Below are 14,056 nucleotides of genomic sequence, written 5' to 3'. Positions count from 1 at the left end.
TATCGCGAGGATCTACGGGCGGTCGTCAACGCGAAATGCGGCGTCCCAGCCGAGCGCATTGCGAGCTTTCCCGCTGCTGGCGACAATGTCTGTCTCGGTAACATTGTAGGCGCCGCTTGCACCGCGCTCGATAGCCCTGAGTGCCGCGCTGGCGGCCGCATCGACATGGACGCGCAAATCCGGATTGGCCGGCATATCGACGCCGGTCCCCGGCCCGTAGAAAAAGCCGTAGCGCAGGACAATACCCTCCATGCCCGGCTCGTTCAACACAGCCTGTTCCATGGCCGCGACACCGGCAACGGTCGTCGCGCGGGGTTCGTCAGCGTGCAGATCAAGCGGGTCCGTCTCGATGAACACACCGGTTTTCGGCGCGTAGGCCCAGGCGATACTCTGCGCGATGATACGCCCGACACCCGCGGCTTTTGCCGCCTGTATGAGATTGGCGGTTCCCTCGCTGCGGATGCGGGCATTACGGCTGATGAAATCCTTCATCGCCGCTGGACTGACACCATGCGGCAAATCCGTGAGCTGATGTATGATCACATCGGGCGCGGCCTCAGCCACAACGGATTTGAGTTTTTCGGCGCCAAAAACATCGACAATGGCCGGCTCAACCCCGATCTGGCGCAAGGAAGCGGCCTTCTCGGCGCTTCGCGTGGTGCCGGTCACCACATATCCGGCCTCCACCAACAGCGGTGCGAGCCGCCTGCCAACGGCGCCGCTGGCGCCTGCGAGAAAGATATTCCTGATCATGTGCCTGTCTCCTGTCATTGCCTGCAATTGCTCTTGCGCCACCAAGACGAGACAGCCCAATCGAACGTGACATGGCGCTCGCGTTTTTCGACCTAGACGGGTTCGAGCATGCCAAACCAGGCAACCAGCCCGAGCACGACAATGCCCAGTGCGATCTCCGTCAGGGTTCCGAGCCGTATGGCGCGTATGGAACCTGCCTCGCTGGTGCGCATGCGCGGAACAAAAACATAGCGGTTGATCAGGGCCAGTCCGGTCAGCACCACAACCAGAGTGATCTTCAGCGCCAGCAAGGCCTGATAGGGGGATGTCCAATCAGCCGGCAGACGTCGAAGGACGAGTGTGGTATTGACCACGCCGGATGCGATCACCAATGCGACGGCCGCATGACCGGCCGACGAAAACCGCATCAGCGCCGTTTGCGCAGCCACACGCCATTCCGCCTGGCGCAACCGGCCAAGGATCAGCATAACCGGTATCAGCGCTCCGATCCACGCGCCGCCCGAGAGCGCATGCACCATATCGTTGAAACGGTGGGCCGCGCCAATCCAGCCCTCCCGCATTGTGGCATGGCCGGAAAATGCCAGGCTTGCCAGAAGCAGTCCCGAAGCCATGGCAAGAGCGATGTGCGCGCGGCGTGGCGACAGAGCCAATGCGGGCAACAAAAGCAGGGCGGCGGCGACCTGTATCGCCCAGCCGCGGCCAACGCTTGTCTCAAACAGCACGTCCCGGATGGTTCCGAGATCGACGGCATCGCTCCAGCCCTGCCCGATCATTCCAGCCTGCAGCGGCAGCGCAGCAAAGATCGTTCCGATAGCCAGAAAGACCGCGATGCCGCTCGCCGGACGCAGGCGCTCCCCGATCTCCAGCGCCAGGGGTTTGGGCACAAGCAGTGCGAGATAGGCAAACGCGCCCCACAGGAACATCGTGGATGCATTGTGCACGAACCTGCACAGAACAAGCGTGGTCTCCAACCCCATCAGGGTTTGACGGTGAATGTATAGCTGCCCTTGGTCTTGTGACCGTCGGTGGAAAGTGCGGTCCAGTTCACGGTATATTCCCCCGACGCGAGGGGTGCCGACAGCGGAATGACCAGTGTCTTGTGGTCGTTGATCGACAGTTTGGCCTGTCCTGTCGATACGGTCGCCTTGCCCAGGCCGGTGATCGTTGCGCCTGAAAATTTCAGGTTCAAACCCTCGGAAAACGTCAGATCGATCTCGACGGGCGAGACCTTCACGATGGCGTTTTCGGCCGGAACTGCCGATTCAAGATGGGCGTGCGCCAATACCTGCCCCAACAGGCCGGCATTGAGGACGGTTGCGACAGCAAAAATACGAATGAGCCGTGACATGAGAACTCCTGTGAGCGGGCGGATTTGACGGATCCGGAGAAAGGGTGCGACCGCGCGGCGAAAGCTAAGCCTGATTTTTGCCGGGATCATGGCAGAATCCCTGTTGGGCGCGGCGGCACGCAGGCGGCAGCGCGAAGCATCCACCGGCGGCCGTCGCTGCTCATTTCCGTACAGCTGCGCGGCTCGACATCGATGCGCCAAAATGCGGAATCCGGTGCCTGCAAGACGCTCAGAACAGCGGCGCGAATGACGGAAGCGTGCGTCACCACGATTGTGTGACCGCCATCATGCATATGCGCGCTCATCCAATCTGCAATCCTGACGAGAAAATCATGGATGGATTCGCCGCCATGCGGGGCCGAGGCGGGATTGTTCATCCAGTCCGTCACATCGTCGGGGTGGGCTTGGTGGACAGCGGCGAGCGTCTTACCCGCCCATTTTCCGTAACCGATATCCGCCAACGCCGCATCGACAACGGATTCCAAACCCAGGGCATCGGCGGTTTGCCGGGCGCGCAGCGCCGGACTGGTCAAAACACGGTGCGCACGGCGCAAATGCCCGGCAATAGCCTGCAGGTTTTGGGCTTCCCCGGGTTCAAGCGCTTCGTCAGCGGGGAAAGCACCTGTGCGGATCGCCGGTGTGGCGCCATGGCAAACAAGGGTCAACCGCGTGGCTCTGGCCAAAATATCCCTCAAAACCCTCAGGAAAAAACCGGAAACAGCCCGCAGACCGTTCATTGACAGTCTGCGGCGCGCACAGATATAACCGTGCTGTTGCGAGTTTGGAAGCCGGTGAAATTCCGGAGCGGTCGCGCCACTGTAATTAATCAGTCCTTTTTCACTGATTGAAAGCCAGACCCTGGCCGCAACATCATTTATTCCGTTAGTGAACGCGTCATTCTGGGAGAAAATTCATGTCCGATATCGCTCTTACGCCGTCAGCAGGCGTCACGCCCATTCCTCTTGGCGAAGTCTTGCCATGGGCCATTTTCGGCGGGCTGATCATGCTGCTCGCAATCTATTTCATTGGTGCGGAAGAAGGTGCGATGTCGCTCTTCTCGGGCATGTATGTGCACGAATTCGTTCATGACGGCCGCCATCTCCTCGGATTTCCCTGCCACTGAGGAAACAAAACAATGACAAGAGATCTTTTGATCCGCGGCATGATCGTAGGGGTCATCGCCGGGCTATTGGCGTTCGGGTTTGCCCGGGTGTTCGGCGAACCGCAGGTTGATCACGCCATTGCCTTCGAGGAAAAGATGAGCACGGCGGCCGGCGCAGCGGCTGAACCGGAGCTTGTCACGCGGGCGACACAGGCCGGCATCGGCCTGTTTACCGGCATTGTCGTCTACAGTGCCGCGCTTGGCGGATTGTTCTCCCTGGTTTTTGCCTTTGTGCATGGCCGGGTCAGTTCCCTCAGCCCGCGCAGTACGGCGGCCCTGCTGGCGCTCGCGGGTTTTGTGGCAATTGTTCTCGTTCCCTGCATCAAGTACCCGATGAATCCGCCTGCGGTTGGCAGCCCGGATACCATCGGCGCCAGAACGGAACTGTTCTTCGTCATGCTGGTGGTTTCGCTCGGTGCCCTTGCGGCGGCTGTGGGTCTGGCAAAGCGCCTTTATGCCCAGCACGGCGCATGGAACGCGACATTGATGGCCGGTGCCGCCTATGTCGTGTTCATTGCGCTGGTGCAATACTCGCTTCCCGCCATCAACGAAGTTCCCGAACAGTTCTCACCGACCGTTCTCTGGAACTTCCGCGTCGCTTCGCTGGGGATCCATGTGATCGTCTGGACCACGCTTGGTCTGCTCTTCGGCGCTTTGGCTGAACGGGTTCTGGCCGGACAGCGTCCGCGCTATCGTCTGCATGCGGCACGCTGAGCGCGGTCGCGCCATACCTGAACGTCCTGCGGGCGTTCAGGTTGCCGCTGCCGATGGGACTGTCATGAGACCGCAACGCTTCGATATCCCCATGGGATGCCCGGCAGGCTGGTTCCTGGCTCTGGTCGCATGCCTGTTCATGCTGCAAACCGAAAGCGGATGGGCGCACCGCAGCAGCGCCGGTACCGATACGTCGGGCATTTCCATTCCAAGCTTGTCGCATGGTGAAATGGCGCTAATCGCCGACTACCGCAAGCCGATTCTCGATCTGGCGGCCCGCATGACCCGCACCGATGAGAAATTCCGGCGGCTGCTGAACTACACCAATATCCAATACAGCTATTGTCTCTGGGGCATGGTCCCCGGCAGTGTCACCGACGAGCAAAGCCCGTTCAATGCCTGTTCACACGCCTATCTTGCTGCGACGAAGGCTGTGCTTGTGTATATGCGTGACATGCCTGAACACCGGGACGCCGTCAGTGCCCTTGTCTCCGATCTCGATGCCACACTTGTGCGCAATGGCGGCTCTTTCGTTATGTGCCAGTATAGCGGCGATCCCTACAACACGGCTGATATCATCAGGCCGCGCTGGAGCGATGTGCCTGGACACCTGACCAGCCTGTTTTCCTTCCTGGGATTCGCGATGCTGCTTGATTCAGCGCTTTTTGCCGTCATCCATCTGACACGCCCGCCACGACAGCCTGTCAACGCCTGATCAAGGCTATGGCCTTTAGGTCACACCGCGCATGTCTTGTCGCCAAACCCCGGATCGCCCTTTCCGCTGCGCGCGACTTGACGTAAGCCTGCTGTCCGGATCGTTTTGACCGTTTGAACGTTACTGCATTCCCTGCCCCATGACGCTTAGAGCCAAGGACACTTCATGCCCTCCTTTGATTATATCCGGCCCATCCTCCTGTTGCTCGGCTCAAATGTTTTCATGACATTTGCCTGGTACGGCCATCTCAAATTCGCGGACCGGCCGCTCTTACTGGTCATCTTCATCAGCTGGATGATTGCCTTTGCCGAATACTGCCTTGCGGTACCGGCGAACCGCTACGGTCACGAGATCTATTCCGCCGCCCAGCTGAAGACCATCCAGGAAGTGATCACGCTTCTGGTCTTTGCCGGTTTTTCGGTGATGTATCTGGGTGAGAAAATCACCATCAACCACCTCGTCGGCTTCGCGATGATCTGCGGCGGCGCATTCTTCGTGTTCAAGGGTCCGCTCTAGGATCAAACGGCCGTGCACGTGCTCGATGGTGCAGACGGGAAGTATAGTTAGTCAGATAATTATAGGACCGACAGCGGGGAAAGACTACTTGCTATCTGCGATGCGGCATCCGGTTTCGGCTATTTTCTGTAATTTCAGAGCATGGATAGGACCAATTTCAACCGGATTCACGGAAGCCCGCCGATCACCCCGCCCAGCATTCTTTGCCATGAAGGAAGTCATCAACAACGCGCCCCATTTATTTCTTGACTATAATAATCATATTTATTAACAATGTGTGATATTTAGAATATTTAATACGCAGGATCCCATTCTCCCGGCCTGTTTCAAACGTAATGACGTCCCTTTTTCGTTTATCCCCGCATGGCTTGGCGAAGCGGATTTTCATTTTGATGCTTTTTTATTTTTACTAAGGAGATTTGAGCATGCCTGAAACGATAATCTTGAAACCAATCATTATTAAATCCTGGGAAGACAGTAATCCCGGCAATTCATTCACCGGTTGGGCGGGGAGTAGGTTATATAATCCGTATACGGAAATGGATTGTAAGCGGCCTGAACGCGCTCCTAGATGCGCCCGGCGATTTCATCACCTGGCTCAATGGTCTCTCATTTCTCGATAATGTCCTCGGCAAACAGAATACGCCTTTGGATATTCTGAACGGAACGGACTCCGAACCAGAGAGCGCCAAGACCTATGACAAAAATGACACCACATTATCCGGAGGAATAGCGTCACCATTCAAGGCCATGGCGCATTATCTTCAAGGCCATGGAGAAGCATTGAGCGTCCCCTTAAATCAGATCGGTCTCAACCTTCGGGCGGATCAGGTGAAAATAAGAGAAATCAACCAGTTAAGTCAGTACACCAATGACTCAAACTTTATCGGAACGAAACACATTGTAGTTGAGAAATTTAATCATAACACAGCAGAAGATAATGCAATTGCAGCGGCCTACCTAGGGAACATCTCGTTGAAGCTAGAAGGGGACATGACTCGTCATCAAGACGGAACATGGAACTTCCAAGGTGAGGTTCGCGCCTATGATGATCATTATGATTTCAATCCAAGCGATCATCGTGGAATGATGCAGGAACTGTTCACAAGAACAGTAAATCTCCTGCCGGGCACGAACTATGACATATCAATGCCAGGCTCCATCCCCATCTCCTGGGAGGGGCACTAATGCGAAAACTATTGAAATGGGTCCTGGGCGTGACCGGGACCATCGTGACGGTGGTGTTCTTGTTTGCCGTATTTGTTGTCTATGGCATCCCATTACTCAGGGACAGAACAACGCAATGCCCGGAGATGCAAACCGCAACAGTTAAGTACGGCATACTTTTTTACGTCACTAAAATTGCAAAAAATGGCTTTCAGTACGATGATCTCGAACTGGATGAGGATTTTGGATACAATTCTGGCATCCGCGGCTGGGAAGTCACGGTTTACGTTAAAAGCGATGGCAAACGTATAGGACGATACTTCGCTACAATGGCCTGCGATGAAAGAGTAGAGCTTTCAGTTGATCAGACATTCAAGGCTGATTAAATGCAGAAACGGGATCGTACGAGCGTACGATCCCGTTTGTACAAAATAGCAAGCTCTGGGAAAACCAACATTTAAATCCGCCGCTCAATCAGCGAACTGATGAATCAACGGCCCAGATCGTTCTTGGTGTTCTTGTAGATGTTGACACCCAGTTCGCGGATTTTCTTGCGCAAAGTGTTGCGATTGAGGCCGAGCAGTTCGGCTGCCTTGATCTGGTTGCCATGGGTGGCGGTCAGGCATGACAGGATGAGCGGGTATTCCACTTCCTCCAGCACGCGCTGGTAAAGCCCGACCGGCGGCAGATCATCGCCATAGGACAGGAAGTAGCGCTGCATGTTCAGCTCCACCGCCTGCGCGATGGTGATGTCCTCGTTGGACATCGATGAGGAGGACGGCTCCGCCGGCCGCAGGTCGGCCTTGAGTTCCGCCTCGATCACATCCGCATTGATTTCTTCCTGCGGATAAAGCGCGGCGAGACGGCGCACCAGATTTTCCAGTTCGCGCACATTGCCGGCCCAGGGATAGCGGCGCATCAGGTCGAGACCATCGGCGGTGATGCGTTTTTCCGGCAGGCCGTCCTTTGCCGCCATCTTGAAGAAATGCCGGACAAGATCGGGAATATCCTCGCCGCGCTCGCGCAGCGGCGGCAGGCGCAGCGGCACGACATTCAGGCGGTAATAGAGATCTTCGCGGAACATGCCCTGATTGATCAGCGTCCGCAGGTCTTTGTTTGTCGCGGCCACGATGCGCACATCGGTCTTGATCGGCGTCCGCCCGCCCACGGTCATATATTCGCCCTGCTGCAGTACGCGCAGCAGACGCGTTTGCGCTTCCATCGGCATATCGCCGATTTCATCGAGGAACAGCGTGCCACCATCCGCCTGTTCGAAGCGGCCGCTCGACCGGTTCTGCGCACCAGTGAAAGCACCCCGTTCATGGCCGAACAGTTCGGATTCGATCAGGTCGCGCGGAATGGCGGCCATGTTGATGGCGACGAACGGCCCCTTGCGGCGACGGCCATATTCATGCAGCGCCCGCGCCACCAACTCCTTGCCCGTGCCGGATTCACCTGAAATCATCACGGTCAGGTCGGTTTGCATCATGCGGGCAAGAACACGGTAGATATCCTGCATGGCGGGCGAGCGGCCCACCAGAGGCATGGTATCCGGCTGTTCTTCATTGGCCCATTTTTCCGGCTTTTTCTTCGGCTCCGCCAAGGCACGGCCGACAATGCTGACAAGCTCGGTCAGATCGAATGGCTTTGGCAGATATTCATAGGCCCCGGCCTCGGAAGCGCGGATTGCCGTCATGAAGGTATTCTGCGCGCTCATAACGATAACAGGCAGATCGGGGCGCGATTTCTTGATGCGTGGCAGAAGGTCGAAAGCGTTTTCATCGGGCATCACCACATCGGTGATGACAAGATCGCCGTCACCGGCGGAAATCCAGCGCCACAGGGTGGCTGCATTAGACGTGATGCGCACATCGTAACCGGCACGCGACAGCGCCTGATTGAGGACTGTTCTGATTGCTGCGTCGTCATCCGCAACGAGAATGCTGCCCAAGCTCATGATCAGAATCCTGCCTTTTTCGATATAATCATTTCATCCGCATGGTCGTCGTCCGACGGATCGCTCTGCCATGCGGGCATCAGAATGCGGAATGTCGTCTTGCGCGGTACGGAATCGCACTCGATGACACCGCCATGATCGCCAACGATTTTCGCAACGAGCGCCAGGCCGAGACCCGAGCCGTTCGGCTTTGTCGTGATGAACGGATCGAACAGATGCGGCATGATATCCGGTGAAACACCGGAACCGGTATCCTGCACGCAGAATTCGAGTGGCAGGGAGACCCGGTTGCGGATGCCCGGAATTGACAGGCGGATACCGGGGCGGAAGGCGGTCGACAGCGTGATCTCGCCCGGCTCGCTCGTGCCGATGGATTCCGCCGCATTCTTCACGAGATTCAGAAACACCTGCACCAGCTGGTCGCGATTGGCAAAAACATAAGGCAGCGACGGGTCATAATCTTCGTGGAACTTGATGTGGCTGGCAAAGCCGTTCTTGGCGATGGCTTTGACGTGATCCAGCACAACGTGGATGTTCACCGCCTCCCGCTCTATCGGGCGCTCGTCCGAAAACACTTCCATGCGGTCGACAAGCGAGACAATCCGGTCGGTCTCGTCGGTGATCAGCCGCGTCAGCGCGCGGTCATCATCGTTGAGGCCGGTTTCCAGCAGCTGCGCCGCACCGCGAATACCCGACAGCGGGTTCTTGATTTCGTGCGCCAGCATGGATGCAAGGCCGGTCACCGAACGGGCGGCGCCGCGATGGGTCATCTGCCGGTCGAGCTTTTCCGCCATTGACCGCTCCTTGAACAGGATGACGATCGATCCCGGCGCTTCACTGACCGGCGTGACGTAGAGATCGACAATGCGGTCCTGTCCGAGGCGCGGCGACGAAACATCGACGCGATATTCATTGACGGGCGACGGGCTTTCCCGCACCTGCTTGACCAGAGCCAGCAACGGGCTGCCGAATGGCAGCAGCATTTCCAGCGTGTTGCGGCTCAGTATGCTGGCGCTGGAGCGAAAAAACGCTTCCGCATCGGAATTGGCATAGGAAATATGCCCGCTTTCATCGAGCATGATCACCGGATGGCGGATCGCATTAAGAACGATCCCGGCCAGTTTGTCGTCCATCGCAACATTGTCTGCCGATGTCATCATGCAACCTTCTTCATGTCATGTTCGTCCGGCCGCGCGAGTGCGGCATGCAGGCGCCCGGCAACCAGACGCGGATTGGTTTCGGTCATGATCGCGGCGCGTTCAGCCGCGCTGATATCGACACCGTGCTTTTCCAGATACCAGCCGAGATGCTTGCGCGAATGGCGAATGCCGGTCGGCTCGCCGTAATGGGCCAGCATCGCCTCGTAATGGGCGACTGCATAGTCGGCGATCATGCCAGTGTCCTGCCCGTTCTGCACGCCATGAACGATTGTTCCGGGTAGCCACGGTTGCCCATAGGAGCCACGCCCGACCATAACGGCATCGGCACCGGATGCTTCGAGAATGCCATTGGCATCGTCGCGGTTCAACACATCGCCATTGGCAACAAGCGGGATGGAAACAGCCGCCTTGACGGCACGGATGGCGTGCCAATCCGCCTTGCCTTCATAGAACTGGCAGCGTGTGCGTCCGTGCACTGTCACCATCTGCACACCAGCCTGTTCGGCACGGGCGGCAAGTTCCGGCGCATTGATCGTGTCGTCATCCCAGCCCAGGCGCATTTTCAGCGTCACGGGAATCTTTACCGCAGCGATGGTCGCCTCGATCAGCGTCAGGGCATGGTCGAGATCGCGCATCAGCGCCGAACCGGAAAAACCGCCGGTCACCTTCTTGGCCGGGCAGCCCATATTGATATCGATGATATGCGCGCCCTCGCCTTCGGCAATGCGCGCGGCTTCCGCCATCCACTTTGTTTCGCGTCCGGCGATCTGCACCACATGGGTGCCGAGACCGTCTCCACGCAGCCGCAGCAGGTTGCCGCGCTCGCGCGTGCACAGCTCGGCGCTGGCAACCATTTCGGAGACGACCATGCCTGCGCCGGCCTTCCACGCCAGCTGGCGGAACGGCAGGTCGGACACACCGGACATCGGCGCAAGGAACACCCGGTTACGCAGCTGCACGCCGCCTATCTCGAGTGGTTGATTCAGATCGATCACGTCACTATTGCCTGTTTCGTATGCAATTTTCCAATCGCCTATCCTTTAGACAGGAACACCGGACTAGGCAAGGCAAAGAGCACCTCGAATGGACGAGATTTCGTTTAAACCTCTGGTCTTTCGCCTCGGCAAGAGGTAACGCAGTCTGGAGTTACGGAGAGAAGTGTGGCGGCAGGTACAAACGACAAGCAGATGCGGGTGGCAGCCGTCATTGTGGCGGCTGGTCGCGGGGAACGCGCGGGCCAAAGCGTTGAAGGACCGAAGCAATACCGCAAGATCGGCGGTGAAGCGGTTCTGGCGCATACGCTGCGGGCCTTTCTCGGCTGCCCGTTCATCGACGATGTCGTCGTTGTCATCCACAAGGAAGACGAATCCCTCTTCGCCCAGGCGGCAGGAGACTATGCGGCACGGGTCACATGCGTAACCGGCGGGCCGACGCGGCAGGAATCAACCCGGCTTGGCTTGCTCGCCCTGAAGGACCAGGCGCCGGACCACGTGCTCATCCATGACGGTGTGCGACCGTTCATATCAGCCGACCTGCTCGAGCGGGTTATTTTCAACCTGACGCCGCATATCGGTGTTCTGCCGGTGCTTGCCGTCTCCGATACATTGAAAGCAGCGGGCCATGATGCCATGGTCAGCGCCACGGTGCCGCGCGCCGGGCTTTATGCCGCACAGACGCCGCAAGCCTTCCCCTATGGGCCGATCATGGCGGCGCACGATGCGGCATTCGCCATCGGCCGTTCCGATTTCACCGATGATTCCGCCATTGCCGAGTGGCAGGGCCTGCCGGTGCGGATTGTCGAGGGATCGGCTGACAATACGAAACTCACCTGGGCAAAGGATATCGATATGGCTGATGACCGTCTGTCGCAAAGGCATGCCGCCTTCCCGGATGTGCGCACGGGCAACGGCTATGACGTGCATTCTTTCGAGCCCGGCAATGGTGTGACGCTCGCCGGCGTCTTCATCGAACATGACCGCAAGCTCAATGGCCACTCCGATGCGGATGTCGCCTTGCATGCACTGACCGATGCTTTGCTGGCCACGCGCGGCGCGGGCGATATCGGCACGCATTTCCCGCCGTCCGACCCGCAATGGAAGGGTGCCGCCTCGCATATTTTCGTCGAGCATGCCGTGAAAATCGTCAAGGCGGCGGGCGGGCGCATCGCCAATGCCGATATCACCCTGATCTGCGAGGAACCGAAAGTCGGCCCGCACCGCGAGGCGATGACCGCCGCCCTGTCGAAAATGCTCGGGATTACGCCCGATCGTGTATCGGTCAAGGCGACGACCAATGAAAAAATGGGCTTTATCGGCCGCAAGGAAGGCATCGCCGCCATCGCCACGGCATCGGTGATCTATCCGGGAGGATTGCCGGAATGAGCGGACTGATTGCAGAGGCAAAAGCCATCGCGGTTCTGGAAGCCTGCCGCGCCAGGGGCATTTTGCTGGCAACAGCCGAATCCTGCACCGGGGGGCTGATTGTGGCATCGCTCACCGACATCGGCGGGTCATCCGATGTGGTGGATCGCGGCTTCATCACCTATTCCAACGAAGCCAAGCACGCGATGCTCGGCATTCCGATGGAAGTGATCGCTGCCCATGGCGCCGTATCGGAGGAAGTGGCGCTGGCCATGGCCGCGGGCGCATTGCAACACTCCCGCGCCGGTATTGCCGTGGCGGTGACGGGTGTTGCAGGTCCCGGCGGCGGATCGGCGGCCAAGCCGGTTGGTCTCGTCTGGTTCGGTGTCGCCCTCAAGGGACAGGCACCGCAGGCTGTGCGGCATGTTTTTCCCGATCAGGGACGCGCGAACATCCGGCAAAACGCCGTCGAAACGGCGCTCGATCTGGTGTTGAAGACGCTCGCCTGACCTCAGGTGCGCGACACCCGGAACGCCATGCCGATGGAATCCGGCGTCACCGGCTCGAAGCCGAATTTTGCGTAGAGATGTTTGGCCGGGCCATCGGCGATGAGGCTGACATAGGCGCCATCAGGCGCTTCCGCCGCCACATGGTCCATCAACGCAGCCATGATCCTCTTGCCAAGCCCGCGCGCCTGATGGGCGGGATCAACCGCAATGTCCACCACCTGATAGAAGCAGCCGCGATCCCCGACGATGCGGCCCATGCCGACTGCCTTGCCGTCCAGTGTCACCGTCACGCCGCAGACCGTGTTGGGAAGACCGATGAGAGCCGCCTCACGGCTCTTCGGACTCAAACCGGAAATCACCCGCAACCGGCAATAGTCGTCAACGGATGGTGCTTCCCCGTGAAGGGTGTAATCGGGCTCAACGCCACTCATCATTCTCTCCCAAGCTGGTTGCGCCGCAGTTCTAGCTGAATCGTCCCGCTGCGATCAATCATCCGATGCGCGGAAACTTGCCATTCTTGACATCCTCACCGCCAGCATGGGATATCGGTTCCATGATCGAGAATGACGTTTTGATTGTTGCGCGGGTTGCCGGCATCCCAACAGGCGGGATGCAGGGACTTCGTGCACGCTGATCGAAAAGCGCAACGCGTCACCAGCAAACCCCGCCGGCAACGGACGGGGCTTTTTTATGGTGCGCGCCGTCCATCGGCATCAAGATGGAGAACACGATGACACAGAATATTTACGATACGCCGGCCTTCTTCGAAGGCTACAGCCAGTTGGGCCGCTCGGTGGGCGGTCTTGCCAGTGCCGCGGAATGGCCTGCCCTGCAGGCGCTGATGCCAGACCTTAACGGCCTGCGCGCCGTGGATCTCGGTTGCGGTTTTGGCTGGTTTGCCCGCTGGGCGCGCGAAAACGGTGCCGCAGAGGTGCTGGGCCTCGATGTTTCGGAAAACATGCTGGCGCGGGCGCGATCAATGTCGACAGATGCGGCCATTCGTTATGACAGAGCCGATCTGGAGGTGCTTGACTTGCCCGAGGCAGCGTTTGATCTCGCCTATAGCTCACTCACCCTGCATTACATCGACAATCTGGCCGGGCTGTTCCGGACCGTTCACAAGGCACTCGTTCCCGGCGCGACATTCATCTTCTCGATGGAACATCCCATCTTTATGGCACCATCCCGTCCCGGCTGGTCGATTGATGCGGAAGGCCGCAAATCCTGGCCCGTCGACGGCTATCTGGTCGAGGGACCGCGTGTGACCGACTGGCTGGCCAAAGGCGTCATCAAACAGCACCGGACAATCGGCACCATCCTCAATCTGCTGATGTCAGCGGGTTTCACCATCTCCCACGTGGAAGAATGGAAGCCGACGAAAGAACAGATCATCGCGCGGCCCGAGCTTGCCGAGGAACTGGAGAGGCCGATGTTCCTGCTGGTTGTGGCGCAGCGCTAAAAACCGCAAGACGCCATTTGATCGGGAGAAATCCGGGGGCTTCCAATGGCGCCCGGATTTTGATACGGCTCAGCGCGGAAGAGTTTTTGACCCGCCTGGAGTCCCATTTTGCCATCGTAAAGACCGGTCTCGCCTGTATTACCCTGTGCTGCTGACAACGCGCGTTGCGTTCCGGCAGTGCTGACACATGTTCAGCGGGTGGCAGAGTTAGAGGCCGGTTGGCAATTCAAGCGTGT

17 protein-coding genes and 1 riboswitch are annotated in these 14,056 nt (G+C 58.5%); of the genes, 9 read left to right on the top strand and 8 right to left on the bottom strand.

Features of this window, described 5'->3' with window-relative positions; all coding sequences use genetic code 11:
- Positions 1 to 12: 12 nt before the first annotated feature.
- From ACIQWS_RS07775 to ACIQWS_RS07760, 4 genes are all read right to left on the bottom strand, one after another.
- Positions 13 to 753, bottom strand: coding sequence for an NAD-dependent epimerase/dehydratase family protein (locus ACIQWS_RS07775; RefSeq protein WP_403174127.1), 741 nt, complete (start codon positions 751 to 753; stop codon positions 13 to 15).
- 92 nt (positions 754 to 845) lie between these two features.
- Complete coding sequence (gene copD / locus ACIQWS_RS07770; protein WP_403174121.1) at positions 846 to 1,730, bottom strand: copper homeostasis membrane protein CopD; 885 nt, start codon at positions 1,728 to 1,730, stop codon at positions 846 to 848.
- Positions 1,730 to 2,101, bottom strand: a complete 372-nt coding sequence (copC, locus tag ACIQWS_RS07765; protein ID WP_403174114.1) for a copper homeostasis periplasmic binding protein CopC — start codon at positions 2,099 to 2,101, stop codon at positions 1,730 to 1,732. The genes copD and copC overlap by 1 nt, the downstream gene beginning before the upstream one ends.
- Before the next feature lie 86 nt (positions 2,102 to 2,187).
- Entirely contained in the window at positions 2,188 to 2,766 is a 579-nt protein-coding gene (locus ACIQWS_RS07760) for a histidine phosphatase family protein (protein WP_403174106.1), read from the bottom strand.
- 65 nt (positions 2,767 to 2,831) lie between these two features.
- A riboswitch (cobalamin riboswitch) is annotated at positions 2,832 to 2,983 on the top strand.
- Between the two features lie 31 nt (positions 2,984 to 3,014).
- Here ACIQWS_RS07760 and ACIQWS_RS07755 point away from each other — a divergent pair.
- From ACIQWS_RS07755 to ACIQWS_RS07730, 6 genes are all read left to right on the top strand, one after another.
- A complete protein-coding gene (locus tag ACIQWS_RS07755; RefSeq protein ID WP_130269314.1) occupies positions 3,015 to 3,224 on the top strand; it encodes a CbtB-domain containing protein in 210 nt (69 codons plus the stop codon).
- Positions 3,225 to 3,236: 12 nt separating this feature from the next.
- Positions 3,237 to 3,977, top strand: a complete 741-nt coding sequence (locus ACIQWS_RS07750; RefSeq protein ID WP_403174098.1) for a CbtA family protein — start codon at positions 3,237 to 3,239, stop codon at positions 3,975 to 3,977.
- Between the two features lie 64 nt (positions 3,978 to 4,041).
- Entirely contained in the window at positions 4,042 to 4,692 is a 651-nt protein-coding gene (locus tag ACIQWS_RS07745) for a hypothetical protein (protein ID WP_403174093.1), read from the top strand.
- A gap of 165 nt (positions 4,693 to 4,857) precedes the next feature.
- Complete coding sequence (locus tag ACIQWS_RS07740) at positions 4,858 to 5,208, top strand: DMT family protein (RefSeq protein WP_403174091.1); 351 nt, start codon at positions 4,858 to 4,860, stop codon at positions 5,206 to 5,208.
- A gap of 648 nt (positions 5,209 to 5,856) precedes the next feature.
- Complete coding sequence (locus tag ACIQWS_RS07735; protein ID WP_403174082.1) at positions 5,857 to 6,396, top strand: lipid II-degrading bacteriocin; 540 nt, start codon at positions 5,857 to 5,859, stop codon at positions 6,394 to 6,396.
- Positions 6,396 to 6,761 carry a hypothetical protein gene (locus ACIQWS_RS07730; protein WP_403174076.1) on the top strand — a complete coding sequence of 122 codons (366 nt, stop codon included), beginning with the start codon at positions 6,396 to 6,398 and terminating at the stop codon, positions 6,759 to 6,761. The genes ACIQWS_RS07735 and ACIQWS_RS07730 overlap by 1 nt, the downstream gene beginning before the upstream one ends.
- Positions 6,762 to 6,865: 104 nt before the next feature.
- Here ACIQWS_RS07730 and ntrC read toward each other — a convergent pair whose 3' ends face one another.
- The 3 genes from ntrC to dusB are packed head-to-tail and all read right to left on the bottom strand — an operon-like array spanning position 6,866 to position 10,487.
- Entirely contained in the window at positions 6,866 to 8,332 is a 1,467-nt protein-coding gene (gene ntrC, locus ACIQWS_RS07725) for a nitrogen regulation protein NR(I) (protein WP_403174070.1), read from the bottom strand.
- 2 nt (positions 8,333 to 8,334) lie between these two features.
- Positions 8,335 to 9,492, bottom strand: a complete 1,158-nt coding sequence (locus ACIQWS_RS07720; protein WP_223614991.1) for a nitrogen regulation protein NR(II) — start codon at positions 9,490 to 9,492, stop codon at positions 8,335 to 8,337.
- Entirely contained in the window at positions 9,489 to 10,487 is a 999-nt protein-coding gene (gene dusB, locus ACIQWS_RS07715) for a tRNA dihydrouridine synthase DusB (RefSeq protein ID WP_403174063.1), read from the bottom strand. Before dusB ends, ACIQWS_RS07720 begins: the two co-directional genes overlap by 4 nt.
- 192 nt (positions 10,488 to 10,679) lie before the next feature.
- On the opposite strand from dusB, the gene ACIQWS_RS07710 reads away from it, so the two are divergent.
- On the top strand, positions 10,680 to 11,873 hold the full coding sequence (locus ACIQWS_RS07710; RefSeq protein WP_223615209.1) for a bifunctional 2-C-methyl-D-erythritol 4-phosphate cytidylyltransferase/2-C-methyl-D-erythritol 2,4-cyclodiphosphate synthase: 1,194 nt from the start codon (positions 10,680 to 10,682) through the stop codon (positions 11,871 to 11,873).
- Complete coding sequence (locus tag ACIQWS_RS07705; RefSeq protein WP_403174057.1) at positions 11,870 to 12,361, top strand: CinA family protein; 492 nt, start codon at positions 11,870 to 11,872, stop codon at positions 12,359 to 12,361. Before ACIQWS_RS07710 ends, ACIQWS_RS07705 begins: the two co-directional genes overlap by 4 nt.
- A gap of 2 nt (positions 12,362 to 12,363) precedes the next feature.
- Here ACIQWS_RS07705 and ACIQWS_RS07700 read toward each other — a convergent pair whose 3' ends face one another.
- Positions 12,364 to 12,792 carry a GNAT family N-acetyltransferase gene (locus ACIQWS_RS07700; protein WP_403174052.1) on the bottom strand — a complete coding sequence of 143 codons (429 nt, stop codon included), beginning with the start codon at positions 12,790 to 12,792 and terminating at the stop codon, positions 12,364 to 12,366.
- Positions 12,793 to 13,091: 299 nt separating this feature from the next.
- On the opposite strand from ACIQWS_RS07700, the gene ACIQWS_RS07695 reads away from it, so the two are divergent.
- Positions 13,092 to 13,820, top strand: a complete 729-nt coding sequence (locus tag ACIQWS_RS07695; protein WP_403174045.1) for a class I SAM-dependent methyltransferase — start codon at positions 13,092 to 13,094, stop codon at positions 13,818 to 13,820.
- Positions 13,821 to 14,056: the final 236 nt, after the last annotated feature.

This window comes from Phyllobacterium sp. NPDC097923, from assembly GCF_044760925.1.
Classification (GTDB): Bacteria; Pseudomonadota; Alphaproteobacteria; order Rhizobiales; family Rhizobiaceae; genus Phyllobacterium; species Phyllobacterium calauticae.
Note: the sequence above shows the minus strand (reverse complement) of the source record. Positions and strands in the feature narration are given on the sequence as shown.